Below are 24734 nucleotides of genomic sequence, written 5' to 3' on the forward strand. Positions count from 1 at the left end.
GCCCCGAAGGGACGGCCCGCTCCGAAAACGCCGCCGGTGGTGGCCGGCGGCACCGTCTTATGGGCTAACGAAATTGGTTGTCTTCGTCAAAGTTTTTGCCATTAAAAAGTATAATTTTGAACTTTGCTCCACAAAAAATGCGCCATTCGAACTTGAGAGACAATCAAAGAGCGTTTTTCGTGTAGGAAGAAATGACCGCCGGGAAGTGTGCACAGAGCGAACGCCGCACCGGCCACCTGTTCCCAGGCGGAAACTTCCTCGACCGTAGCCTCATTGTCCTCCACCCCGGCGAAAGCCAGGATCGGCACGGGAAGCGGTGAGGGGCCGTCTTCGTGGAAGCCGTCGGACATGACGAAGTCGGCGCGCAGCATCGGCAGCATCAGTTCCATCAACTCGTCGCAGGCGAGAACCTCGGGCGGGGTGCCGCCCAGCGCGACGAGACGGGTGCGGAAGGCCCCATCATCCAAGGCGTGGGATGGGGCGCGCCGTGACGGCAGGTGCGGCGCCCGGCGTCCCGAGACGGCCAGCAGAGCGGGTGGGCATCCCCGCGCCACCAGAGCGCGGGCGGTGGCGTAGGCCAACGCCGCGCCCAGCGAATGGCCGAACAGGATCAGAGGGCGGTCTCCCAGCGGTTGCAGCGCGGTCAGGATGGCCGACACGACGTCCTCGGCCCGGCGCAGCGGTGGTTCGCCGATGCGGCTCTCCCGTCCCGGCAGGCACACGGCCAACAGTTCCGTGTCCGGCCCGACGTCCGATGCCCACTCGCGAAAGACGGCGGCGCCGGCCCCGGCGTAGGGGAAGCAGACCAGGGTGTGGCGCGGCGCCGAAACCGGTCGGAAACCTTGCAGCCAAGGGGAGGGAGACGGAGCCATCACGCCGGCTCCAGGGCGAACAGGTGATGGTGGCCGTGGCCTTCCTCGATGCGGCCCTCGTTCATGTGATAGACGCGGTCGGCGAGGCCGAACCAGCGCTCGTCGTGGGTCACGCAGATGACGATCTTGCCCAACGCCTTCAGCTCCGGCAGCAGTTCCTCGTAGAAGACACGGCGGAAATGCGGATCCTGGTCGGCGGCCCATTCGTCCAGCACGATGACCGGCTTGTCCTCCATCTGCGCGACCACGAGGGCGAGGCGCTTGCGTTGGCCGGTGGACAGAGCCACCGTGCTGAAACCGCCGTCCGCGATCGTCACCTTGTCCTGCATCTCCAGCCGTTCCAGCAGGAGGCGGACGCGCGCCGGGTCGGGGTCGGCCACGCCGTAGAGGCGGCGCGACAGGTGATAGTCGGAGAAGATGGCCGAGATCATGTCGCGGTAGCTCTGCATCCGTTCCGCCGGCACCGGCTCCCCGTCGGCGAGGAGTTGGCCGCCGTCCAGCGGCATCAGCCCGGTCAGCAGGCGCAGCATCGTGGATTTGCCGGAGCCGTTGCCGCCGGTGACGAAGGTGATCTCGCCCGCCCGGAACTCCGCCGACAGCGGCCCGACCGCGAAGACCGGCGCGCCCTCGCCGTCGTGATAGGCGAAGGTGGCATCCTTGAGCGCAATGCTGGTCGGCGGGCCGGGCAGCCGCTCCGCCCCCTCGTCCGGGGCGCTGCCGGCGGCGGCGCGCAGCCGCTCCTCCATCGCCTCGATGTTGGACAGGGCCAGTTCGGTCTGGGCGACCAGCGGAGTAACGAAGGAGACGGTGCTGACCGGCCCGACGATGAACAGCGCCGCCGTGGTCGCCGCCACCACCACCTCGTGATAGCCGGTGGTGAACAGCGGCACGACGAAGACCATCATGCCGATCAGCGTGTAGAACATCGCCTCGACCAGCGCGAAGTTGCGGCCCCACTGCTCCTTCATGTCCACGTTCACCGCCCGCGCCCGGGACGAGGCGTCGGCGAGGTCGTGGATCAGCCCGTCGCCGCGGCGGCGGTTCATCCGCACCTCCTTGAAGCCGCGCAGCAGATCGGTCAGCCCGTCGAAGACGCGCGCCTCGGCCGCCGCCGCCTCCACCATGCTGCGGCGCAGGCGCTGCACGCGCGCGACCTTCACGGCCACGGCGATCCCGGCGAAGGCGAAGGCCATCACGCAGGCCAACGGCGACAGCCAGGCCAGATAGACTGCCAGGAAGACCAGCATCACCGCCTGCTGCCCGCCGATCGCCAGAAGCGGCAGGGTCTGGGCCAGCGTCTGGGTGTCCTGGGTCAGCACGCCGTGCAGGGACGCCCGCCCGATGCGATCCACGGTCACGAGGTCGGCGCGGCGCACCAGATCGAACAGGCGCAGGCGGATCCTGTGGATCAGCCGCTCGGCGTCCTGGGACGCGGTGACCAGCGCGTAATTGTGGGTCACCCCGAACAGCGTCACCGTGACGGCGTACATCACCAGAAGGCGCGGGCTGACGATGCCCTTGGCGGCGTCCTTGGCGGCGGCGTCGACCAGCCAAAGCAGCGCCGCGGTCGCGATCGCCGACAGGACGTTCATCAGGGCGAGCGTGCGCAGATTCTCCGGAAGCTCGCGCAGGACGATGGCCGCCAGCCTCATGCCACGCCCTCCGTCCAATGGGCGAGTTCGGTCAGTTGGCCCTCCTCCATGTGCAGGCGGCGGTCGGCGACGTCGAAGTAATGGTCGTCGTGGGTCACCGCCACGATGGTAAGGCCGCGCCGCTTTAGTTCCGGCACGACCTCCCGGTAGAACTTGAAGCGGAAATGCGGGTCCTGGTCGGCGGCCCATTCGTCGAGGATCAGGATCGGGGCCTTCTCCAGGATCGCCGCGACGAGGCCCAGCCGCTTGCGCTGGCCGGCGGACAGGTCGCGCCGCCCGAAGCGGTCGCCCTCCAGAGCGGTGACCCGCTCCATCTCCATCCAGCGCATCAGCTCGGCGGCCTCCACAGGGTTGATGGCGTCCTGGCCGTAAAGGCGGGCGAACAGGTGGAAGTCGGCGAAGACGGTCGCCATCAGCTCGCGGTAGGCGGCGATGCGCTGAGGTCCGACCGGCACCCCGTCCACCGTGATCCGCCCGCGCAGCGGGTGGTAGAGGCCGGTCAGCAGCTTGATGAAGGTCGATTTGCCTGACCCGTTGCCGCCGGTGATGAAGATCACCTCGCCGCGCCGGATGGTCAGGTCGAAGGGGCCGACCGCGAACGGCGGCTCGCCCGGCGGGGCGGGAAAAGCGAACTCCACCCCCTCCATCCGCAACTCGGCGAAGTTGACCGGCACCGGCAGGGCGGGGCCGTCGCTCCCGGCCTCCGCCAACGCGGCGAGCTGGCCTTCCAGAGCCATCATGCGCCCGGCGGCGGCCTCCGCGGCGCTCATCACCGCCAGAGACTGCATCAGCCCGAACACCGGGGCGGACATGAAGAAGATGGCGGCGGTGATCTTCACCAGTTCCGCCGAGATGGCGCTGGAGTAGGACGGCACGACGAAAACGACCACGCCCAGCATCAGGTTGAAGGCGCACTCGCCGAACACGAATTGCTGCCAGGTGTGCAGATGCACCGCGCCGCGGGCCGTGGTGGTGCGGCCGGACACGGTGCCGAAGGCGGCGTTGAGGTCGCGGCTGCGGGCGCTGTTCAGACGCTGCTCCTTGAAGCCGTCGAACAGGTCCGACACGCCTTCGAACAGGGAGGCCTCCTCGGCCATCATGGCGCGCTGCCGCTCCTCCAGCGCGCGGCCCAGCCGGACGTAGAACCATGTCCCGGCGCCGAGCAGCCCGCCGATCAGCAGGAAGGCGACCGGCGAGATGGTGGCGATGTAGAGCAGGATCGTCCCGGTCAGCAAGACCGAGCGCACCGTCAGCGCCAGGAATTGCGAGTTCTGCGAGATGAGCTGGCTGCTCTGCGTCACGCTTTCGAACAGCGGGGTCTGGCCGAAGCGTTCCAGTTTCCACAGGTCGGCGCGGCGGATCTGGTCGAGCAGCCGCATGCGCAGCGTGTCCACCACTTCCTCCGCGTCCGCCGACAGGTGGGCGACCATGCGGCCTTCGAGGAGCATGTAGAGGAGGACGCTGACGACGAAGGCGGCGGCCAGAGGCACGTTGACGAAGTCGGCCTTCTCCGCGGCGATCTCCTCCGCCCCGCGGTTGACCAATGCCAGCACCAGCGTGGAGAAGAGGGCCGACCCCAGGGCGTAGAGAACCAGCCGGCGCAGCGGCGCCGGTCCCAGCCGTCCCAGCAGGCGGAGGAGGTTCATCGCGCGTGATCCTGCGGGGCGCCATCCTGCGGAGCGCCGTCGTCGATGCGGATGCGCAGCGCGTGGCGGTCCGGGTCGGCGAAGGCGCCTCGGCCGTGGAGCGCCTCGTGGTTGTTCATCGCCAACAGGCTGTCGGACTCCATGAAGGTCTCCAGCCGGCGTGCCGGGTTGTCCAGCTCCGCCTGGAGGATGGCGAGCGCGCGGCGGACCTCCGGCGTGTCGTGCTCCGGTCGGGCGGCCAGCCCGCGGCGCAGCGTGTCGGTGCGGAAGCGGATGAGCGGACGGTCGCCGAAGACGGTGGCGAAGGTAACCTCCACCGCGTCCCGCGATCCGGTTCGGGTGAAGGTGGCGGGGATGCGGAAGGGCAGCGCCGTTTGCGACAGCAGGTCCAGCGCCCAGCGCCCCTCGTCGCTGCCGGCCAGGGCCGCGCGGACGCAGCGGGCGTCGCGCAGGCTGGACCGCCCGCCGCCGCAGGCCGCCGCTTGGGCGAAATAGAGCAGCATGTAGCGTTCGGGGGTTGGAAAATATTGCGTGTCGGTGTGGAAGTCGGCCTCGTCGGCGTGCTCGGAGAAGGTGGAGGCGCCGCCGCTGCGGACCAGTTCGGGGCGGACCTTGATGTCCCACACCACCTTGCGGTCGATCCGGTCGGTCGCGGTCGGCGCGCCAATGCACACCGCCAGCGCGTAGAGCAGGCGGCGCCGGGTGTCGAGATCGTGACTGCCGAGATGGGCGCGGCGGATCAGCACGCCGCTGTGGCTGGTCTCGAGCCGGTCGCGGATCGCCGTGGCCAGGGCGGACAGGCCGGGCGCGGCCTCCGCCAGTTCGCCGCGCAGCTCGGTTTCCCGCCCGTCCGGGACGAGGGCGGCGGCGTCGGTTTCCGTCCCGTGGCGGGCGGCCAGGATGGCGAGGACCCGCCCGGACTCCGCGTCGGGCAACGGCTCGACGGTGAATTCTCCGGAGCGGAAGCCAAGGTCTTGGATGTGGGTTAGCATGGTGGCTCCGGAGGCGTTCATCGGGAGAAGAGGTCCGCGGCGGCGCGCAGCATGTCGGCCTGCCCAGCGCGGGGAACCGGCGGCCAGCCGAAGCCCATGCGGCCGAGCAGTGCTTGCGTGCGTTCGGAGGTCAACTCCTGCCGCCGGCCGCGCGCCTGGGGGGAGCGCCCGCTGTAGAGCCCGAAGCCCTCCAGCGTCTGGGCCAGCGCGCCGTCCATCTCCGGTTCCGCGATGGCGCGCTCCAGCCGGTCAAGCAGCGCGTCGAAGCCAACTGCCCGGACGGCACCCGCCATGCCCGCCGCCGAGGTGACGAAGTCGGCCAGCGTGTCGCGGCGGTGGTTCTCCACATGGTGCGTCTCGTTGGCGAGGCCGGCGGCACCGGCCAGCAACGCCACCGCGCGGGCCACCCGATCGACGTGGCACAGCCAGACGTGCGAATCGTCGGGCACCACCCCCAGCCGCACGAAGGCGGCCAGTTGCCGGAAGAAGGCGTTGTCCCGCAGGTTCAACTGCAACGGCCCGCCCTCCGCCGCGAAGACGACGTTGCCGACGCGGTGGATGCTGGCGTTGCGCAGATCGCCGCGCGCCGCCGTGACCAGCCGCTCCGCCTCCTGCTTGCTGCGGACATAGTAGTTCTCGTCGAGGGTGTCCGGCACCGCGTCGTACTCGGTGACCAGTTTGAAGCTGTCCTCCGGCGCCTTGCCGGTGACCGACAGGGTGGAGATCAGGTGGAAGTCCGCCGGGTCGCCGCGCCGCGCGGCGGCGAGGTCGAGGAGCCGGCGCGTCGCTTCCACATTGTCGGCGTGGAACTCCGCGTAATGGCCGAAATGGTTGACGTTGGCGGCGCAGTGGAAGACCGCCCGCACCCCCTCCGCTAGCGCGCCGTGCACCGTGGGTGTGAGGCCCAGCCCGTCGCGACGCAGGTCGCCGGCCCGCACGGTCAGGCGCGGATCGCCGATCAGCGTCGCCCCGCCCGCCGCCCCGAAATAGCCGGCCAGCACGCGGCCCAGCCGGGCTTGGGCGGCCTCGTCGTCGCCCCCGCGCACCAGTGCGGTCACCCGCCCTGCCGGATCGGACAGAAGCTCCCGCAGCAGGTAGGCGCCGAGATAGCCGGTGGCGCCGGTCAGCAGCGCCTCGCCATAGTCGCGCCGCTCCGTCCCGTCGAAGGCGGCGTAGGCGGCGTTCCGTGCCTCGTAGGCTTGCTGCTGCTCGGCCAGCGCCCGGTCGCGGGCGGCGTCGAAGGCTGGCAGGGTCGCCTGATAATCCCACCAATGGGAGCGGACGGTGGCGATGACGCGGTGCAGATGGTCCGGCTGGGGCCGCAGGCGCAGCGCGAAATCAGCGAGCACCGGCGCTTCGTAGAGGTCGTTGATCCTGCAAGCGAATTCGCGGCGCAGGCGGTTGACCACGGCGATCGCCCGCAAGCTGTCGCCGCCCAGCTCGAAGAAGCCGGCCTCGCGCCCCGGAACGGGCCGCTGAAGCTGCTCCGCCCACAGCTCCGCCACCCGCTGCTCCACCGCGTTGCGCGGCGGGGTGTAGGCGCCGGAGGCTGTGCCTTCGGAGGGCGCGTGGTCGGCCAGCGCTTGCAGCAGCGCCTTGCGGTCGACCTTGCCGGCCACCGTCACTGGTATCGCCGGCACCCGGATCACCGCCGCCGGCACCATGTAGGCGGGCAGCGCCGCCGCCGCATGGGCGGCCCAGGTGGCCTGCGTCGGCTCCGCGGCGTCGGGCGCGAGGCTGACGAAGGCCCACAGCGTTTGGGTACCGCCCGGCGGCGCGTCCACCAGAGCCACCGCCTGCTGCACGCCGGGGTAGGATTCCAGCCGGTGCTCGATCTCGCCCAGCTCGACGCGCTGGCCGCGCAGCTTCACCTGGCTGTCCGACCGGCCGAGGACCAGAAGCTCCCCGTTGGGCAGCCAGCGACCGAGGTCGCCGGTGCGGTAGCGGCGGCCCTTCGCCGTCTCCACGAAGGCGGCGGCGGTCAGGTCGGGCCGGTTCAGATAGCCGATGGCCAGCCCCAGGCCGCTCAGCCAGACATGGCCGATGGCGCCAGGGGGCACCGGTTCCCCGTCCTCGTCCAGGATGTGGATGGCGGTGTTGGGCAGCGGGCGCCCGGCGCTCATCCAGGGCGAGTCCGGGCGCAGGATGCCGATGCTGGCCGCGGCGGTGTTCTCGGTCGGGCCGTAGCCGTTGATGTAGCGCAGCCGGGCCGCGTAGTGCAGGGCGTCGGCGGCGTTGGGCGGCTCACCCACCGTCATCAGGATGCGCAGGGTCGGCAGGTCCGCCTGCTCGAACAGCCGCAGGTAGGAGGGTGGCAGGGTGGCGGAGGTGACGACCAGCCGTTCCATCTTGGCGCGCAGCCCGGCGGTGTCGTCCATCTCGGCGCGGCGGATCGGAACCAGCGCGCCGCCGGTCGCCCAGGTCATCACGGAATCGGAGATCCAGGCGTCGAAGGAGGGGGAGGAGCTGAGAAGCGTCCGTTCGTCCGGCTGGACGCCCATCATCCGCGCCATCGACAGGGCAAGGTTCAGCATACCGCCATGATGCAGCACGACCCCCTTCGGCAGCCCGGTGGACCCCGAGGTGTGGATGATGTAGGCGGGATCGCCGGGCGTGCTGCGCGTGCCGGCCTGCGGCTCATGGGCGTGGGCGGTGCGGAAGTCCCCGGTCAGAGCTTCCGGGCGGATGACGGCGTATCCGGCCTGCGCCAGCGCGTCGGGCAGAGGGTGACCGTCCAGCGCCATGACGGTGCGGATGGCGGCGTCGCGGGCGATGAAGGCCAGCCGGTCCGCCGGCAGATCGCGGGTCAGCGGCAGATAGGAGGCCCCGGCCTTCCAGATCGCCAGCACCGCTTCGGGCAGGGCGGGCGAGCGCTCCGTCAGGACGCCGACCGCGTCGCCGGTCCGCAGGCCCCGCGCCAGCAGCGCGTGGGCCAGCGCGTTGGCGCGGGCGTTCATCGCGGCGTAGCTGACCGCGCCGTCGTCGGTGATGAGGGCTGGGCGGTCCGGCTGCGAGCGCGCCAGCGCGGCGAACCGGTGGTGGAAGCAGGGAACCGGATGCGGCATCGCCGGGCCGCGCTCCCACGCGGCGAGCAGCGTTTCCTCGTCCGGCAGCAGCGCGGGCAGTGGTTCGCCCAGCGTCCGCTGCGGATCGGCCAGCCGCCGTGCCCAGCCGGCCAGCGCCGCGGTCCAGGCCTGGGCGGTCTTCCGCTCGTAAAGGGCGGCGTTGGCGTAGAGCTGGAGGACCAGCCCGCCATCCGCCTGCCCCTCATGCACCAGGACGAGGTCCTGGGCGGGGGCGCTCTGGCGCAACTCGTACTGGATGCCGTCGCCGTCGAAGGTGTCGATGGCTGCGAAGCGGAGCGCGTCACCCCGCGGAACGGCCGTCGCCGGATTTTCCGTCACCGCCAGATCGAACAGCGGGTAGCGGGCCGGGTGATGCCCCTGCGGCTGGTTGCGGCGGAACTCCTGGTGGATGCGGGCAAAGGGCTGGCGGCCATGGCGCAAGGCTTCCGCCAGACGGCTTTGCGTGGCCTTGACCGCCTGTTCCAGCGGTTCGCTCCGCTCTATCCGGAAAGGCACCGGCAGCATGTTGACGTAATAGCCGACGACGCCCGCCTCCTCCGCCGTTTCGCGGGTGGAGGCGGCGGTGCCCATCAGGAACGCCGCCCGGCCGGTGCGGCGCCGCACCTCGCACGCCATCAGCGTCATCATCAGGGCATGCAGGCTGGCGCCGTTGCGACGGGCGAGGACGCGCAACGCCTCCGCCACGTCCGGAGCGAGGCGGACGCGGTGGCAATGGCTTCCCTTGGCCGTTTCAGTGCTGCGCACCGTCGGACGCGGGGTGTCGAGCGGCCATTCCTCGAAGGCGGCGGGGTCGACCCCAGAGAGCAGGCTCTGCCAATGCTCCGCGTCCGACCGGGCAGCCTCGCCGGCCAGATAGGCCTCCTCCCGCGCGGCGGAGCGGCCGAAGCCGGGGGCGCGGCCGGGCAGGGACACCCCGCGCAGCAGTGCTGCGAGGCCGTCCGCCAGCAGGCCGAGCGACAGCCCGTCGCCGATGGAATGGTGCAGGGCGAGCCAGAACAGGGCGCCGCTGCCGTCGGCCACCCGGACCAGCCCAGCACGCCACAGCGGCGGAGCGGCCATGGCGAAGGGCGCCGTCTGGCGCTTCCGGATGAGGTCCAGAGCGGCGGCGCGGCCGGGGGCCGTCCCAATCTCCAGGGCGTCGGTCACGGGATGGACGACACGGCGGAGCGTGCCGCCTTCGTCCTCCTGGAAGCCGGTGCGCAACGCCTCGTGCCGCTCGGCGAGGGTGGTCCAGGCGGCTTGCCAGCGGTCATCGGCCGGGGGGGCGCCTTCCACCGCCAATGTCATGGGGATGTTGAAGCCGCGGGTGTCCAGCCCGGCCTGCTCGGCCACCCAGAACTCCCGCTGGCCTTCGGTCGCGCGGTCGGATTCGGCATCGGAGGAGAATTCCGCGGGAGCGGCGGCGGCGGCGAGGCGGGCGGCGAAGCCGCGCAGGGTTGGCTCGGTGAACAGGTCGCGGGCGGAGACGGGATGCCCCAGTTCCTTTTCCAGAGCGTGGGCGACGGCGATGGCGAGCAGGCTGTGGCCGCCGAGCGCGAAGAAATTGTCGTCGCGCCAGACCGGGCCGCGGCCCAGCAGCTCCGCCCAGATGCGGGCGACGGTTTCCTCAAGCCGGCCCTGCGGCGCCATCTGAGCACCCTGCGGAGCGTGGCCGGCGATCAACTCTTGCAGAGCCGCGCGGTCCACCTTGCCGGACGCTGTGACCGGCACCGTCTCCACCGCGATCAGCCCGGCCGGGATCATCACCACGGGTAGCCGTTCGGCCAGCCAGCCGCGCCAGGACTCCTCGGCCGGGACCGGCTTGCCGGGGATGGGGCGGACGAAGGCCCACAGGCTCTGCGCAGCGCCGGCCTTGCCCTGCACCAGGGCCACGGCCTGCGCGATGTCCGGGTGGGCGCCCAGCGCCTGTTCGATCTCGCCGAGTTCGATGCGGATGCCGTTCAGCTTCACCTGATCGTCGATGCGGCCCAGCACCTCCAACTCGCCGTCGGCGCGCCAGCGCCCGAGGTCGCCGGAGCGGTAGAGCCGTCCGGCGCCCGTTCCGACGAAGGCCGCCGCCTCCTGCTCCGGCCGGTTCAGGTAGCCGCGGGCGAGGTTGGCGCCGCCCAGCCAGATCTCCCCCACCGCCCCCGGCGGCACCGGGCGGCCCGCCGCGTCGCGAATGTGGACCGACGTGTTGGGCAGCGGTCGGCCGACGGGCAGGAAGCCCCGATCCTCCGCGCCCAGCAGCCCCATGGCGCTGGTGATGGTGTTCTCGGTGGGGCCGTAGGCGTTGTAGTAGCGCAGCCGCCCGGCGTAGGCGCGCACGTCCGCCGCAAGGGGCGCCTCGCCGCCGGTCACCAGGATGCGCAGCGACGGCAACTTTGCCCCGTCGAACAGGCGCAGATAGGTCGGCGTGAGGTCGGCGACGGTCACCCGCTGCTCCGCCAGGAAGGCGATCAGTTGGGCCGGCGCGCTCAGCACCTCGTAGGGAACGGCGCAGAGCGCCGCCCCGGCGGCCAGCGGCACGCCGATGTCCGACAGCGACACGTCGAAGGAGGGCGAGGCGAACATCAGCGTCCGGTCCTCGGCGGTCAGGCCGAAGGTTTCCACGGCGCCCAAGACCATGTTCACATAGGCGCCGTGGCTGACCGGCGTGCCCTTGGGGCGACCGGTGGAACCGGAGGTGTAGAGGATGTAGGCAGTGTCTTCCGGTCCGGTCGCGGCTTGCGGACGGTGGGCGTGTGCCGTTCGGAAATCGGCGGAGAGGTCCTCCGGACGCAGAAGCGGCAAGGCCGACAGTGTGTCGGGCACCGTGACACCGTCCAGCGCCAGGAGCAGGGCCGCCCCGGCGTCTCCGGCGACGAAGGCCAGCCGCTCGGCCGGCAGGTCGGCGGCCAGCGGCAGATAGACCGCTCCAGCCTTCCACACGCCCAGCAGCGCGGCGGGCAGGTTGGGCGAACGGCCAGTCAGCACGCCGACCACGGTGCCGCGCTCCGCCCCGCGCTCCCGCAGGGCGTGGGCGATGGCGTTGGCCTCTGCCTCCACCGCGCGGTAGGTCAGAACGCGGTCGGCGCCGATGACCGCCGGGCGTCCACCCTGGCCGGTGCCGGGCCGGTCGATCAGCCGCTCGAACAGCGCGTGGAAGGGCAGCGCCGGGCGCTCCACCGCCGGGCCGTGCTCCCACGCCGCGAGCGTCGCCTCCTCCTCCGGCAGAAGGGCGGGCGGTGACACGTCGGCGTGGGCGGCGTCGCGCCCCAGCCAGCGCGCCCAGGCGGCCAGCGCCTCGAACCAGTGCTCCGCCGTGTCCTTGGCGTAGAGCGCGGCGTTGACGTGCCATTGCAGCAGCAGCCCGCCGTCGGCCAGCCCTTCATGGATCAGCACCATGTCCTGGCCCGGCGAATGGCCGGTGCGTTCGTAGGCCAGCCCATCGCCATCGGGGCGGACGAGGCGCAGCGGGCCGGGGGCGGGGCTGGTTTGCGGGTTTTCCGTCACCGCGATGTCGAACAGCGGGTAGCGGGCTGGGTCGCGCTGCTGCGGACGATCCGCCCAGAAGCCGTGGCAGATCCGCGCGAAGGGCAGCCGGGCGTGCTGAAGCGCTCCGGCCAGAGCCGCCTGGGTGGCACGCAACTCTGCTGCGAAGGGGAGACCGGCAGCGGGCCGGAGGGCCAGTGGCAGCATGTTCACGCCGTAACCGACGACCCGCGCATCCTCGGCGGTTTCCCGGATGTCGCCGGTGGTGCCGATGGTGACGGCGCCGCGCCCGGTGCGCCGCCGCACCTCGCGCGCCAGCAGGGTCAGCAGCACGGCGTGCAGGCTGGCCTCGTGCCGGCGGGCGACGGCTTTCAGCCCGCCGGCGGCGGCTGGGTCCAACCGCAACTCGAAGCGGTGGCTGCCCGGCGCGGCCCCGGCGGCGCGCGGCGTGTCGAGCGGCCAGTCGTCGAAAGCGTCGGCGGGGAGGGCGGACAGCAGGTCCCGCCAATGGGCCTCGTCCGCTGCGCAGTCCGGGCCGTCCAGATAACGCCGCTCGCGGGCGGCCATGGCGGCGTAGCGGGCGGGCCGAGGAGGCAGGGTCTCGCCCGCCAGCAACGCGGTCAGTTCCTCCAGCAGGATGCCGACCGAGCGCCCGTCGCCGATGGAGTGATGCATCGCCATCCAGAACAGCGGCGCACCGCCGTCCGCCAGCGTCACCAGCCCGGCGCGCCACAGCGGCGCGGACGCCATGGCGAATGGTTGGCCCTGGCGGGCGCGGATGTGAGCCAGAGCTGTGTTGCGGTCGGCCAGCGAGGACGTCTCCAGCGCTCCATCGACGGAGGGGGCGACGTGGCGGCGCAAGCGCCCTTCGCCGTCCTCCGCGAAGGTCGTGCGCAACGCCTCGTGCCGCTCGGCGAGCGCCGTCCAGGCGTCCGACCAGCGGGCCGCGTCCGGCAACTCCCCCTCCACGGCGCGGATCACCGGGATGATGAAGGGCCGCGTGTCCAGCCCCGCCGCCTCGGCCACCCAGAATTCGCGCTCCCCTTCGGTGGCGAGGTCGGACTCGTCCGCGTCGGCCTGCGGCGTTTCCGCGTCACGCAGCTCCGCCACCTTGCGGGCGAAGCCGGCCAGGGTCGGGGCGGCGAACAGGGCGCGCGCCGGGACGGTCACGCCCAGGTCCTGCGACAGCCGGTGCGCAATGGTCACCGCCAGCAGGCTGTTGCCGCCGAGTGCGAAGAAATTGTCGGTGCGCGCGACCTCCTCGCCCAGCAGACCGCTCCACAGGGCGGCGATGCGGCTTTCGAGACCGCCCCGCGGCGCCTGCCGCTCCGCCGTGGCGGCGTGGCCATCGGAATGGGAGTGGGCGAGGCGGAGCAGGGCGTCGCGGTCGATCTTGCCGGCCGGTGTCAGGGGGACGCTGTCCAGCGCCGTCACGCTGGCCGGCACCATGAAGGCGGGAAGGCGGTCTGCCAGGAAGGCGCGCCACGCCTCCTCGTCGGGCAGGCTGGCGCCGTCCTTGGCACGGACGAAGGCGCGCAACGCCTTGGTGCCCTCCGCCGCGGCGTCCACCAGGACGACGGCCTGCGTGGTGGCGGGGTGGGCCAGCAGATCCTGCTCGATCTCGGCAAGCTCGACGCGCTGGCCGTGCAGCTTCACCTGATGGTCGATGCGGCCGCACAGGACCAGTTGACCGTCCGCCGTCCAGCGGCCCAGATCGCCGGTGCGGTAGAAGCGGCCCTCCGCCGTCTCGGCGAAGGCTCGCGCTGTCAGCTCAGGGTTGTTGAGGTAGCCGCGGGCGAGGCCCACCCCTCCCAGCCACACTTCTCCCGGCAGGCCCGGCGGAACCGGCGTTCCATCCGGACGGCGCAGAGTGACCCGGCTGTTGGGCAGCGGGCGCCCGGCGGGCACCGGGCCGCCGCGTCCGCTGTCCGGCAGGACGCGGCCCATGGACGCGAGGATGCTCGCCTCCGTGGGACCGTAGGCGTTCCAGAAGGCCAGATCGGCGGCGTGGTGGCGGGCGTCGTCGGCGTTCGGCGCCTCTCCGCCGGTCAGCAGGACGCGCAGGCCCCGGAACGGCTTCTCCTGGCTGACCCGCAGATAGGAGGGGGCGTGGAAGGCCACGGTGACGCCCAGCGCCGCGTAGGCGTCCTTCAGCGCCCACGGATCGTCGCGCAGGTCCGGCGGCACGGGAACCAGCGCCATCCCGTGGAGCAGCGCCAGCCCAAGTTCCCACAGCGAGGCGTCGAATCCCGGCGTCGCCGCCAGCGCCATCCGGTCGTCGGCCCGCAGGCCGACCGTCTCCCCGGTTGCCAGCGCGGCGTTGATGAAGCCGTCGTGACGGACCGCGACGCCCTTCGGGTGCCCGGTGGTGCCGGAGGTGTAGATGACGTAGGCGAGGTCGTCCGGCGCTCCAATCACAGCGGTCGGTGCGGCGGAGCCTTCGAGGATGTCCGGGCGGATCAGCGTCGGCACGGCCTCGGCCAAGGCGGGCGGAATGGGTTGGCCGTCCAGCGCGATCAGCAGCCGGACGCCGGCGTCGCGGACCATATAGGCCATGCGCTCCGGCGGCAGGTCCTGGGCCAGCGGCAGATAGGCCGCTCCGGCCTTCCAGACGCCGAGCACCGCCGCGGGCAGGCCCGGCGAGCAGCCGGTCAGCACCGCCACGGCCTCCTGCCGCGCCACACCGCAGCCCAGCAGGGCAGCGGCGATGCGGTCGGCGTCCCGGTTCAGGTCGCCATAGGTCCGCACGCCACTGCGGGTGACCACGGCGGGGCGATCCGGCTGGCGGGCGGCGATTTCCTCGAACAGTTCATGGGTGCGGCGGGCTGGGCGGGGGCGCTCCTCGCCGCGCTCCCAGCGGTCGAGAAGGGCCGCCTCCTCCGGGAGCAGGGCGGGCAGCGGGGAGTCCAGCCGTGTCGGGTCGGCGGCCAGCCAGCGCGCCCAGGCGGCGAAGCCGGCCAGCCAGGAGCGCGCCGTGGTCTCCGTGTAAACGTCAGGGTTCCACAGCAGCGCCAGTTCCAGTTCTTCGCCTCCCTCCGCCGTCACCGGCTCGTGGCTGAAGGCGAAGTCGAGGCCGGCGGCGGGGTGGGCGAGCGCGCCGGGCAAGCGGCGTGGGGACAGCGACAGGCCGCTGGCCGGATCGGCGCTGGTCCGCGGCGGATTGGCGGTCAGCGCCACCGAGAAGAGGTTGGGGCGGGCTGGCGGCAGCGCGTCCGGCCGGCGCTGGCGGAACTCACGCTGGATCAGGTTGGCGGGCAGGCCGGCGTGTCCGACCGCTTCGGTCAGCGCGTCCTGGGCGGCCCGGACCTGTCCGGCCAGTGCCGCCGTGGTGCCGGGCAGAAGGACCGGCACGAGATTGACGAAATGCCCGACCGCGTCTTCCGCTCCCGCCGGGCGCAGCGAAACGCCGGTGCCCAGGATCAGGGCCGTCCGCCCGCCGCGCCGCCGCGTCTCCGCCGCCAGGATCGCCAGCAGCAGGCCGTGCAGGCCGATGCCCTGCGCCTTCGCAATCGCGGTGAGGGCTGCGGTGGTCGCGGCGTCCAGCCGCTCCGCCAGGGGAGGAGCGGAGCGCCCGCCGGGCGTGACGGGGCGGGGCTGGTCGAGCGGGAACTCCTCGAACGCCTCCGGCGGCAGGGTGTCCAGCTTGGCGTTCCAGAAGGCGCGGTCCTGCGCCGCCCCGTTGGAACGGAGGTGGTGCGCCTCGTCCCGCGTGGCCAGCGCGATGCCGTGCGGCGCCGGCGGCAGGGGGTGGCCCAGCAGCAGGGCGAGGACATCCTCCTGCACGGTGCGGGCGGACTGGCCGTCCACCACGGCATGATGCAGCACGAACCAGAACAGCGTCTCGTTGCCGGATTCGATGAGCATCAGTCCGGCGCGGGCCAGCGGCGCCTGGGTCAGGGCGAAGGGCGTCTCGGCGTAGCCGGCGATCAGTTCCCGCGCCTCCTCCGGAACGTGGCAGCGATCAATGGAAAAACCGGCCGAGGGCGGCAGGGCGGTGACGGGAACCGTGCGCCAGCGCACCCGCCCTTCGGCGTCGGCGTGGAAGGCGGTGCGCAGGGCTGGGTGACGCTCCAGCAGGGCGGCCCAGGCGGCGCGCCAGCGCTCCGCTTCCGGCACCGGGCCGCGCACCGACAGGACGCGCACGACGTGCGATCCGGCGGCGGCGAAGCCGAGCTTGGCGGCGACCCAGAAATCCTCCTGCCCGGCGGTGGCGGGGCCTTCGCTCAGGTCCGGCGGGGCCGTGTCCTTGCCCTTCTGTTCCGCGATGCGGCGGGCCAACGCCTTCACCGTCTGGGAGGCCAGGATCACCGGCACCGTCACCGGATGGCCGAGCGCATGGAGGCGCTGCCCGACCGCGATGGCGAGCAGGCTGGTGCCGCCAATGGCGAAGAACGGGTCGTCCCGCATCACCGGGCGGGTGTCCAACACCTCCTCCCAAACCCCGGCAATGGCCCGCTCCAGATCGCCTTGCGGCAGCGTTCCGCCCGTGCCGCGCGCGGCGGTCAATGCCTCTTCGGCGAGCGCCAGAAGGGCGCGGCGGTCGGTCTTGCCGGCGGAGCTGATCGGCATCCGGGCCACGGCCTTCACCTGCGCCGGCACCATATAGGCGGGCAGGCTGCGGCCGAGGAAGGCGCGCCAGTCTTCCGATTGCGCCGCTTCCGGATCGGCGCTCTCGACGATGGCGGTCAGGCGGCCCTGATGCTGAAGGGCGGCGGCGCGGCTGACCAGCGGGTGGCGCAGCAGCGTCCGCTCGATCTCGCCCAGCGACACCGACTGCCCGGACACCTTCACCATGTCGTCGGCGCGGCCCAGCGTCTCCAGGTCGCCGTCTTCGTTCCAGCGCCCCAGATCGTGCGTGCGGTAGGCGCGCCCGAATCGCGTCTCGACGAAATTCTCCGCCGACAGTTCGGGCTGGTTAAGGTAGCCGCGTGAGACGCCCCGCCCGATGACATGGATCTCCCCGACCGCGCCGTCGGGCACCTCGTTGCCGTGGCGGTCGAGCAGATGGACGGCGTTGTTGGTGAAGGGCCGCCCGCTGGGCAGCGGGCCGTCGCCGTCCGGATTCACCTTGTGCATGCAGATGGTGCCGCAGACCTCGGTGGCGCCGTGCATGTTCCAGTAGTCGAGGTGGTGGGCGTAATGCCGTGCGTCGTCGGGGTTGGGCCGCTCCCCAGCGGTCAGGATCATGCGCAGCCCCGCCGGAACCGCCCCGCGCAGAAGCCGCAGGTAGGACGGCGTGAACAACGCGATGGTCACGCCCAGCCGGGCCATATGGTCGAGCAGCCGCGCCGGATCGTCGATCAGCGCGCGCGAGGCCGGGACGTAAGCGGCCCCGGAGAGCAGCGGCAGGCACAGCTCCCGGAAACCCAGGATGAAGCCGGGCGAGGTGGACAGCAGCACCCGGTCACCCGGCCCGACGCCCTGCGCCTCCGTGTGGCCGAGCGCCAGATTCACGCAGGCGTCGTGCTGGATCAGCACGCCCTTCGGCTGGCCGGTGGACCCGGAGGTGAAGAGGATGACCGCCAGCCCGTTCACCGGGCCGGGCCGATCCGGACGTTCCGTCGCCTTGGCGAGGCTGTCGCCGTCCAGGAATTCGGGGCGCAGGACGGCCTGCGGTCGTTCGGCGTTGCCATTGGCGGACAGTGCATCGGCCAGCGCGTCCTGTATGGGCAGCCCGTCGAGGGCGATCAGCAGCCGCATCCCCGCTTGCCGCGCCATGTTTGCCAGCCGCTCCGGCGGCAGGTCGGCGACCATCGGCACATAGACACCGCCTGCCTTGAGAATCCCGAGGAACGCCTGCGGCAGATCGCCCGATCGCTCCGCCAGAACGCCGACCGGCTCCTCCCTGTCCAGCCCCAGCGCCAGCAGCGCGTGGGCCAGCGCGTTGGCCGCCGCGTCCAGCCCGGCATAGTCGAGGATGCCGGCCTCCGTCACCACCGCCGGAGCGGTGGGATGCCGTTCGGCAAGCCGTTCGAATCCTTCGTGCAGACGAAGATCAGGCCAGATTTTGACCGGTCCGAAACTGTTGGACAGATGAAGGCGGTCGTTGGGGAGGTGCGGCGTGGTGTCGGGCATCGAAGTCCCCACAAATCCTTCGGCGTTGCAATGATCCGACGGGAAAATTCGTGACGAATTTTTACAAAAACGTCATATGCATCCCAAAAAGGGATTAGGTCGCCGAGAATACGTCCTAAAGGAGGATTGTCAACTGAAGATACAACTCAGAGAGATTCTGACAACAAAGAAAGCCGCATTACAGATGTGGAATGAATTCGCGCACACCCGTGTGTGGTTATTGAGTTCCGATGGACATCGCCTCCATCACGGCGCAGCGGATGGTATGCGGCGGGTTGATCAAAGGTTGCAGCGCCAGCCAGCCAGTGCGGAATCCGCTCCAATCCTGTTGATGGAAGGAGCGTTCACGTCACGGGGGAGGGATCGGATGAGTAAGGCGGAGTCCAAGAAGCAGCAGATGGCTGCGGGTGCGGCGCTGGCCGCCAAGCGTGGGGAGCAGCCGGAATCCAGCCTGCGCGGGGCGTCGAAGGAAATGGCCAAGTCAATGAGCGAGAAAGAACTGCGGGAGATGGCCTCCGCCAAGCGCAAGGATCTGCCCGCCCGCAGTTCAAAGGATGACGCAAAGGGCTGATGTCAGGCTGTTTCTGCGAAACTGACGGGGACGCCCCCCGTCAGTTCTGCTCCTGCGGGCGGAAGGTGGCGACGCGGTAGGCGTACCAGCCGGCGATGGCGGCGATGACCAGCTTGGCCACCGGGTCCATCCACCCCGACACCTTGTCGTACTGGCCCTCCAGCAGATAGCCCGCCCCGGCGAGGACCAGCGACCAAAGCGCCGTTCCGATGGTCGAGTAGACCAGGAAGCGCACCAGACTCATCCCGGCGATCCCGGCGGGAACGGAGATCAGCGTGCGCACCGCCGGGATCAGGCGCCCTATCAGCACCGACGCCCCGCTGTGCCGACGGAACCAGCCCGTCGCCTCGTCAACCTGCGCGGGCGCCACTGTCAGCCAGCGGCCATGCCGGGCGGCCAGCCGCTTCAGCCGTTCGCTGCCCAGCCACAGCCCGGCGTAGTACCAGACCAGCGCTCCGGCCACCGACCCCACCGTGCCCGCCAGCACCACCAGCGGCAGGCTGAGGTCGCCGCGGGCGGCGACGAAGCCGGCCAGGGGCATGATGAGTTCCGACGGGATGGGCGGAAAGACGTTCTCCAGCAGCATCAGAAGCGCGATGCCGGCGTAGCCGCCGCCTTCGACCATGTCTGCGATCCACTCGAACACGCGATCCTCCGCTTCCGGTTGCCTGGATAACCCGCCGGCGCCGTGGGAGTTCACCGGCTCTCCCAACGAGGGAGGGTTGATGGCGCCATGACCTTTCGTATCGCTTTCACTTTTTTCGTATTGCGGCCCGTCGAACCCTCGGCTACCGTTTGAAACGAAAACAAAAGCGCAGACCGCAAGGGGCGGGCGCACAGCGGAGAGGAGGGATGGATGGCCGGGGTCTACGACCTTGCCATCGTCGGCGGCGGCATCAACGGCTGTGGCATCGCGCGCGATGCCGCGGGACGCGGCTGCTCCGTCTATCTGTGCGAACAGAAGGATCTGGCGTCGGGCACGTCCTCGGCCTCGACCAAGCTGATCCACGGCGGCCTGCGCTACCTGGAATATTACGAGTTCCGGCTGGTCCGCGAGGCGCTGCGCGAGCGCGAGGTGCTGTGGCGCATGGCGCCGCACATCATCTGGCCGCTGCGCTTCGTCCTGCCGCACCTGCCCGGCCTGCGGCCCTCCTGGTTCCTGCGGCTCGGCCTGTTCCTCTACGACCATCTCGGCGGGCGGGAGAAGCTGCCGGGCACGCGTGGGCTCGATCTGCGCAACGATCCGGCGGGGAAGCCGCTGAAGCCCGGTTTCGGTCGCGCTTTCGAATATTCGGATTGCTGGGTCGACGACGCGCGTCTGGTGGTGCTGAACGCGCAGGACGCCGCCCGCATGGGCGCGACGATCCGCACCCGCACCCGTTTCCTGAACGCCGTCCGCGAGGACGGGCTGTGGACCGTGACGGTGGAGGACACGCGCAGCGGCCAGCGCAGCAGCATCCGCGCCCGCGCGCTGGTCAACGCCGCCGGCCCCTGGGTGTCGGAGGTGATGCGGCAGGGGGCGCGGTCCACGGTGGACGCGCGCATCCGTCTGGTCCAGGGCTCGCACATCGTGGTGCCGAAGCTGTTCGACCACGACCGCTGCTACATCTTCCAGAACGCCGACAAGCGCATCGTCTTCGCCATCCCTTACGAGCGCGACTTCACCCTGATCGGCACCACCGACAACGACTACCAGGGCGATCCGGCGGACGTCCGCGCGTCGGAGGCGGAGATCGCCTATCTCTGCGCCGCCGCCGGGGACTATTTCGCCAAACCGGTGACCCCGGCCGACGTGGTGTGGACCTATTCCGGCGTCCGCCCGCTCTACGACGACGGCGCCTCGACGGCTCAGGCGGCGACCCGCGACTATGTGCTGGCGCTCGACGCGCCGGGCGACGGCAAGGCGGCGCTGCTCAACATTTTCGGCGGCAAGATCACCACCTACCGCCGTCTGGCCGACGCGGCCATCGCCAAGCTGGCGCCCTTCCTGCCGAAGCTCGCTCCGGGCGCCTCGGACTGGAGCAGCGCCGGCACCCTGCCGGGCGGCGATTTCCCGGCGGACGGCGTCGCGACGCTGATTTCCGAACTGCGCGGGCGGGCGCCCTTCCTGACCCAGCCGCATCTGGAGCGGCTGGCGCGCACCTACGGCACCCGCGCCCGCAGGATTCTCGACAGCGCCGCACGGCCGGAGGATCTGGGCCGCGACTTCGGCGGGACTCTGACCGAGGCCGAGGTCCGCTATCTGATGACGGAGGAGTGGGCGGAGACCGCCGAGGACGTGCTGTGGCGCCGGACCAAGCTGGGGCTGCGGCTGGACGCCGCCCAGGCCCAGGCGCTCGACGCCTTCATGACCGAGGAGCGCAGCCGGAGGGAGAGGGCATCCGACGCTGCCGAATAGCGGGCGTGGAAAACAGGCTGGAAACAGGGCGACAAGAACCATCTCAATAAAGAAAAAATGAATATTGGGGAGGAAGGCCGGTGGGCTTGGTTCTGGACAAGGTCAGCAGGCATGTCGGCGGCCACGTTCACCTGGAGAACGTGTCGCTGAGCCTGGAGCGCGGGTCGCTGAACGTTCTGCTGGGGCCGACCCTGTCGGGCAAGACGTCGCTGATGCGGCTGATGGCCGGGCTGGACGTGCCCAGCGCCGGGCGCGTGCTGGTGGACGGGGCGGACGTGACGGGGCGGCACGTCCGCGAACGCTCCGTCGCCATGGTCTACCAACAGTTCATCAACTACCCGTCCCTGACCGTCTACGAGAACATCGCCTCCCCCCTGCGGGTCGCCCGCCGGCCCAAGGACGAGATCGACCGCAAGGTGCGGGAGGCGGCACGCCTGCTGAAGCTGGAGGCCTACCTGCAGCGCACGCCGCAGCAGCTCTCCGGCGGCCAGCAGCAGCGCACCGCCATCGCCCGCGCCCTGGTCAAGGAGGCGCAGCTCGTCCTGCTCGACGAGCCGCTGGCCAATCTGGACTACAAGCTGCGCGAGGAACTGCGGGAGGAGCTGCCGAAAATCTTCGCCGCGACCGGCGCCGTCTTCGTCTACGCGACGACGGAGCCGGCGGAGGCGCTCCTGCTCCGCGGCAACACGGCGACGCTGTGGGAAGGGCGGCTGGCGCAGTTCGGGCGCACCCCGGACGTCTACCGCCGCCCGGCCAACCTGACCAGCGCGCGGGTCTTCTCCGACCCGCCGCTCAACACCATGCGGGTGCACAAGCGTGGCCTGCAGATCGTGCTGGCGACGGGGGAACATGGGCCGGCGCGCGGCGTGCTGGCCGAGCTGCCGGACGACGACTACACCATCGGCTTCCGCGCCGACCACCTGCATCTGACGCGGCCCCACGCCGACGCCATCGCCTTGAGCGGAGCCGTGGCGGTCAGCGAAATCACCGGGTCGGAGAGCTTCGTCCACATCGATCTGCCGCGCACCGATGGCGGGGCGGACCGTTGGGTGGCCGTTACGCGCGGCGTGCTGGAGGTCGAACCGGGCGAGCGGATCGAGTGCTTCATCGACCCGCGGCGGCTGTTCGTGTTCGGCCATGACGGGCGGCTGGCCGCGGCGCCGCCGCTGGTCATGGCGGCGTGACGGGGAGGGCGGACGGCATGGCGCGCATCGACCTTCAATCCCTCGGCCACAGCTACACGTCCAATCCCAAAGGCGACGACGACTACGCGCTGAAGCCGATGACCCATGTGTGGGAGCAGGGCGGGGCCTACGCGCTGCTCGGGCCGTCGGGCTGCGGCAAGACCACGCTGCTGAACATCATTTCCGGCCTGCTGACCCCCAGCGAGGGGCGGGTGCTGTTCGACGGCAAAGACGTGACGGCGCTGCCGACCGAGGCGCGCAACATCGCCCAGGTCTTCCAGTTCCCCGTCGTCTACGACACCATGACGGTCTACGAGAACCTCGCCTTTCCGCTGCGCAACCGCGGCCTGCGCGGGGCGCCGCTCGACGCGCGGGTGCGGGAGATCGCCGGGCTGCTCGACCTGACGGCGGATCTGAACAGGCGCGGGCGGAACCTGACCGCCGACGCCAAGCAGAAGATCTCGCTGGGGCGCGGGCTGGTCCGTCCGGACGTGGCGGCGATCCTGTTCGACGAACCGCTGACCGTCATCGACCCCCATCTGAAATGGGAGCTGCGGTCGAAGCTGAAGGCGCTGCACCGCGCGCTCGACCTGACGATGATCTACGTGACCCACGACCAGACGGAGGCGCTGACCTTCGCCGACAAGGTGGTGGTGATGCACGACGGGCGCGTCGTCCAGGTGGGGCGCCCGCAGGAGCTGTTCGAGCGCCCGGCCCACGTCTTCGTCGGTCATTTCATCGGGTCGCCGGGCATGAACGTCCTGCCGGCCGAGGTGTCGGGACGCGCCGCGCGGGTCGGCGGGCACGTCATCGCGCTGCGCCGCGGTTATCCGACGCTCAATGGTGGGGCGAAGATCGAGATCGGCGTGCGGCCGGAATTCGCCACGCTGGCGCCCGCGGGGGCCGGCGGACTGCCGGTGCGGGTGCGCCGGCTGGACGATCTGGGGCGCACGCGCATCGCGCGGGTGGAGCTGTCGGGCCTGCCGATGGCCGCAACGGTGCCGGAGGATCTGACGCTGGCGGGGGACGAGGCGTCGCTGCTGCTCGACCCCGCCATGGTGCATGTCTACGCGGACGGAACGCTCGTGGAAGGGGAGGCGGCGTGATGGACAAGCCCGTCAACCAGGGGGCATGGCTGCTGGTCCTGCCGGTTCTGCTGATCGTCGCCTTCTCGGCCATCCTGCCGCTGATGACGGTGGTCAACTACTCGGTGCAGGACACCTTCGGGAACAACCAGTTCTTCTGGAACGGCATCGGCTGGTACCAGGAGCTTCTCGACCCCTCCACCGACCTCGGCGGGCGGTTCTTCGACGCGCTGTGGCGCAACCTGCTGTTCTCGCTGCTGATCCTGCTGATCGAGGTGCCGCTGGGCATCGCCGTGGCGCTGAGCATGCCGCGCCACGGCTGGCGGGTGGCGGCGACGCTGGTGGTGCTGGCGCTGCCGCTGCTGATCCCGTGGAACGTCGTCGGCACCATCTGGCAGATCTTTGCCCGCGAGGACATCGGCCTGCTGGGCTGGGCGGTGAACCGGCTGGGCATTCCCTACAACTACACGGCGGACCCGCTGTCGGCCTGGGTGACCATCGTGGTGATGGACGTCTGGCATTGGACCTCGCTGGTGGCTCTGCTCTGCTACGCCGGCCTGCGCTCCATCCCCGACGCCTTCTATCAGGCGGCAAGGATCGACGGGGCGTCGCGCTGGGCGGTGTTCCGCAACATCCAATTGCCGAAGATGCATCGGGTGCTGCTGATTGCCGTTCTGCTGCGCTTCATGGACAGCTTCATGATCTACACGGAGCCCTTCGTGGTGACCGGCGGCGGTCCCGGCAACTCGACGACCTTCGTATCGATCGACCTCGTGAAGCTGGCGCTGGGGCAGTTCGACCTCGGCAAGGCGGCGGCGCTGTCCATCGTCTACAACCTGATCATCCTGGCGGTCTGCTGGGTCTTCTACACCGTCATGACCCGCATGGACGCGCAACGGAACTAGCAAAGGAAACGGGCCATGCTGCGCGCACGGATCGTCCTCACGCTCTACATCTTGTTCCTGATGCTGCCGATCTACTGGCTCGTGAACATGAGCCTGAAGACGAACACCGAGATCGTCAGCGGCCTGACGCTGTGGCCCCACACCCTGACCTTCGAGAATTACCGACGCATCTTCACCGATTCGTCCTGGTATTCGGGCTATCTGAACTCGCTGCAGTATGTGGCGCTGAACACGGTGCTGTCGATCGCGCTGGCCCTGCCGGCGGCCTACGCCTTCTCCCGATACCGCTTCGTGGGGGACAAGCATCTGTTCTTCTGGCTGCTGTCCAACCGCATGGCCCCGGCGGCGGTCTTCGCGCTGCCCTTCTTCAACCTCTATTCGGCCATCGGGCTGTTCGACACGCCGCTGGCCGTGGCGCTGGCCCACTGCCTGTTCAACGTGCCGCTGGCGGTGTGGATTCTGGAGGGCTTCATGTCGGGGGTACCGCGGGAGATCGACGAAACCGCCTATCTCGACGGCTACAGCTTTCCGCGTTTCTTCGTGAAGATCTTCATGCCGCTGGTGGCCAGCGGGATCGGCGTCACCGCCTTCTTCTGCTTCATGTTCAGCTGGGTCGAACTGCTGCTGGCGCGCACGCTGACCTCGGTGGACGCCAAGCCCATCGCGGCGACGATGACGCGCACCGTCTCGGCCTCCGGCATGGATTGGGGGCTGCTGGCGGCGGCGGGGGTGCTGACCATCCTGCCCGGCGCGCTGGTGATCTGGTTCGTGCGCAACTACATCGCCAAGGGCTTCGCCCTGGGCCGCGTCTGACG

12 protein-coding genes are annotated in these 24734 nt (G+C 70.6%); 6 read left to right on the forward strand and 6 right to left on the reverse strand.

Annotation, left to right across the window (positions count from 1 at the left end; all coding sequences use genetic code 11):
* Positions 1 to 101: 101 nt before the first annotated feature.
* From Sp245p_RS29320 to Sp245p_RS29340, 5 genes are read right to left on the reverse strand one after another with little or no spacing between them, the layout of a single operon-like run.
* Positions 102 to 872, reverse strand: a complete 771-nt coding sequence (locus tag Sp245p_RS29320; protein WP_052584471.1) for a thioesterase II family protein — start codon at positions 870 to 872, stop codon at positions 102 to 104.
* Complete coding sequence (locus Sp245p_RS29325; protein ID WP_014242510.1) at positions 872 to 2524, reverse strand: cyclic peptide export ABC transporter; 1653 nt, start codon at positions 2522 to 2524, stop codon at positions 872 to 874. The genes Sp245p_RS29320 and Sp245p_RS29325 overlap by 1 nt, the downstream gene beginning before the upstream one ends.
* Complete coding sequence (locus Sp245p_RS36365) at positions 2521 to 4170, reverse strand: ATP-binding cassette domain-containing protein (protein ID WP_109139148.1); 1650 nt, start codon at positions 4168 to 4170, stop codon at positions 2521 to 2523. The genes Sp245p_RS29325 and Sp245p_RS36365 overlap by 4 nt, the downstream gene beginning before the upstream one ends.
* The gene (locus Sp245p_RS29335; RefSeq protein WP_014242513.1) at positions 4167 to 5183 is read right to left on the reverse strand and encodes a TauD/TfdA family dioxygenase; all 1017 of its coding nucleotides are present in this window, start codon (positions 5181 to 5183) and stop codon (positions 4167 to 4169) included. The genes Sp245p_RS36365 and Sp245p_RS29335 overlap by 4 nt, the downstream gene beginning before the upstream one ends.
* Positions 5180 to 17776, reverse strand: a complete 12597-nt coding sequence (locus Sp245p_RS29340) for a non-ribosomal peptide synthetase (protein WP_109139149.1) — start codon at positions 17774 to 17776, stop codon at positions 5180 to 5182. Before Sp245p_RS29340 ends, Sp245p_RS29335 begins: the two co-directional genes overlap by 4 nt.
* Positions 17777 to 18143: 367 nt before the next feature.
* On the opposite strand from Sp245p_RS29340, the gene Sp245p_RS29345 reads away from it, so the two are divergent.
* Positions 18144 to 18347, forward strand: a complete 204-nt coding sequence (locus Sp245p_RS29345) for a DUF3008 family protein (RefSeq protein WP_014242521.1) — start codon at positions 18144 to 18146, stop codon at positions 18345 to 18347.
* 40 nt (positions 18348 to 18387) lie between these two features.
* Here the strand turns inward: Sp245p_RS29345 and Sp245p_RS29350 are convergent, their stop codons facing one another.
* The gene (locus Sp245p_RS29350) at positions 18388 to 18993 is read right to left on the reverse strand and encodes a DedA family protein (protein ID WP_014242522.1); all 606 of its coding nucleotides are present in this window, start codon (positions 18991 to 18993) and stop codon (positions 18388 to 18390) included.
* Between the two features lie 210 nt (positions 18994 to 19203).
* Between Sp245p_RS29350 and glpD the strand changes: the two genes are divergently transcribed.
* From glpD to Sp245p_RS29375, 5 genes are all read left to right on the forward strand, one after another.
* Positions 19204 to 20745, forward strand: coding sequence for a glycerol-3-phosphate dehydrogenase (gene glpD / locus Sp245p_RS29355; RefSeq protein ID WP_109139150.1), 1542 nt, complete (start codon positions 19204 to 19206; stop codon positions 20743 to 20745).
* An 80-nt stretch (positions 20746 to 20825) separates the two neighbouring features.
* Positions 20826 to 21929, forward strand: coding sequence for an ABC transporter ATP-binding protein (locus tag Sp245p_RS29360; RefSeq protein ID WP_014242524.1), 1104 nt, complete (start codon positions 20826 to 20828; stop codon positions 21927 to 21929).
* A 17-nt stretch (positions 21930 to 21946) separates the two neighbouring features.
* Positions 21947 to 23035, forward strand: coding sequence for an ABC transporter ATP-binding protein (locus Sp245p_RS29365; protein WP_109139151.1), 1089 nt, complete (start codon positions 21947 to 21949; stop codon positions 23033 to 23035).
* On the forward strand, positions 23035 to 23919 hold the full coding sequence (locus tag Sp245p_RS29370) for a carbohydrate ABC transporter permease (RefSeq protein ID WP_014242526.1): 885 nt from the start codon (positions 23035 to 23037) through the stop codon (positions 23917 to 23919). The genes Sp245p_RS29365 and Sp245p_RS29370 overlap by 1 nt, the downstream gene beginning before the upstream one ends.
* Before the next feature lie 15 nt (positions 23920 to 23934).
* Positions 23935 to 24732, forward strand: coding sequence for a carbohydrate ABC transporter permease (locus tag Sp245p_RS29375; protein WP_014242527.1), 798 nt, complete (start codon positions 23935 to 23937; stop codon positions 24730 to 24732).
* Positions 24733 to 24734: the final 2 nt, after the last annotated feature.

This window comes from Azospirillum baldaniorum (genome assembly GCF_003119195.2).
GTDB classification, from domain to species: Bacteria; Pseudomonadota; Alphaproteobacteria; order Azospirillales; family Azospirillaceae; genus Azospirillum; species Azospirillum baldaniorum.

Coding starts and splice junctions, on each gene's coding strand:
- Sp245p_RS29365 (WP_109139151.1), top strand. CDS start 21,947: ATGGCGCGCATCGACCTTCAATCCCTCGGCCACAGCTACACGTCCAAT.
- Sp245p_RS29345 (WP_014242521.1), top strand. CDS start 18,144: ATGAGTAAGGCGGAGTCCAAGAAGCAGCAGATGGCTGCGGGTGCGGCG.
- Sp245p_RS29375 (WP_014242527.1), top strand. CDS start 23,935: ATGCTGCGCGCACGGATCGTCCTCACGCTCTACATCTTGTTCCTGATG.
- Sp245p_RS29340 (WP_109139149.1), bottom strand. CDS start 17,776: ATGCCCGACACCACGCCGCACCTCCCCAACGACCGCCTTCATCTGTCC.
- Sp245p_RS36365 (WP_109139148.1), bottom strand. CDS start 4,170: ATGAACCTCCTCCGCCTGCTGGGACGGCTGGGACCGGCGCCGCTGCGC.
- Sp245p_RS29335 (WP_014242513.1), bottom strand. CDS start 5,183: ATGAACGCCTCCGGAGCCACCATGCTAACCCACATCCAAGACCTTGGC.
- Sp245p_RS29320 (WP_052584471.1), bottom strand. CDS start 872: ATGGCTCCGTCTCCCTCCCCTTGGCTGCAAGGTTTCCGACCGGTTTCG.
- glpD (WP_109139150.1), top strand. CDS start 19,204: ATGGCCGGGGTCTACGACCTTGCCATCGTCGGCGGCGGCATCAACGGC.
- Sp245p_RS29325 (WP_014242510.1), bottom strand. CDS start 2,524: ATGAGGCTGGCGGCCATCGTCCTGCGCGAGCTTCCGGAGAATCTGCGC.
- Sp245p_RS29370 (WP_014242526.1), top strand. CDS start 23,035: ATGGACAAGCCCGTCAACCAGGGGGCATGGCTGCTGGTCCTGCCGGTT.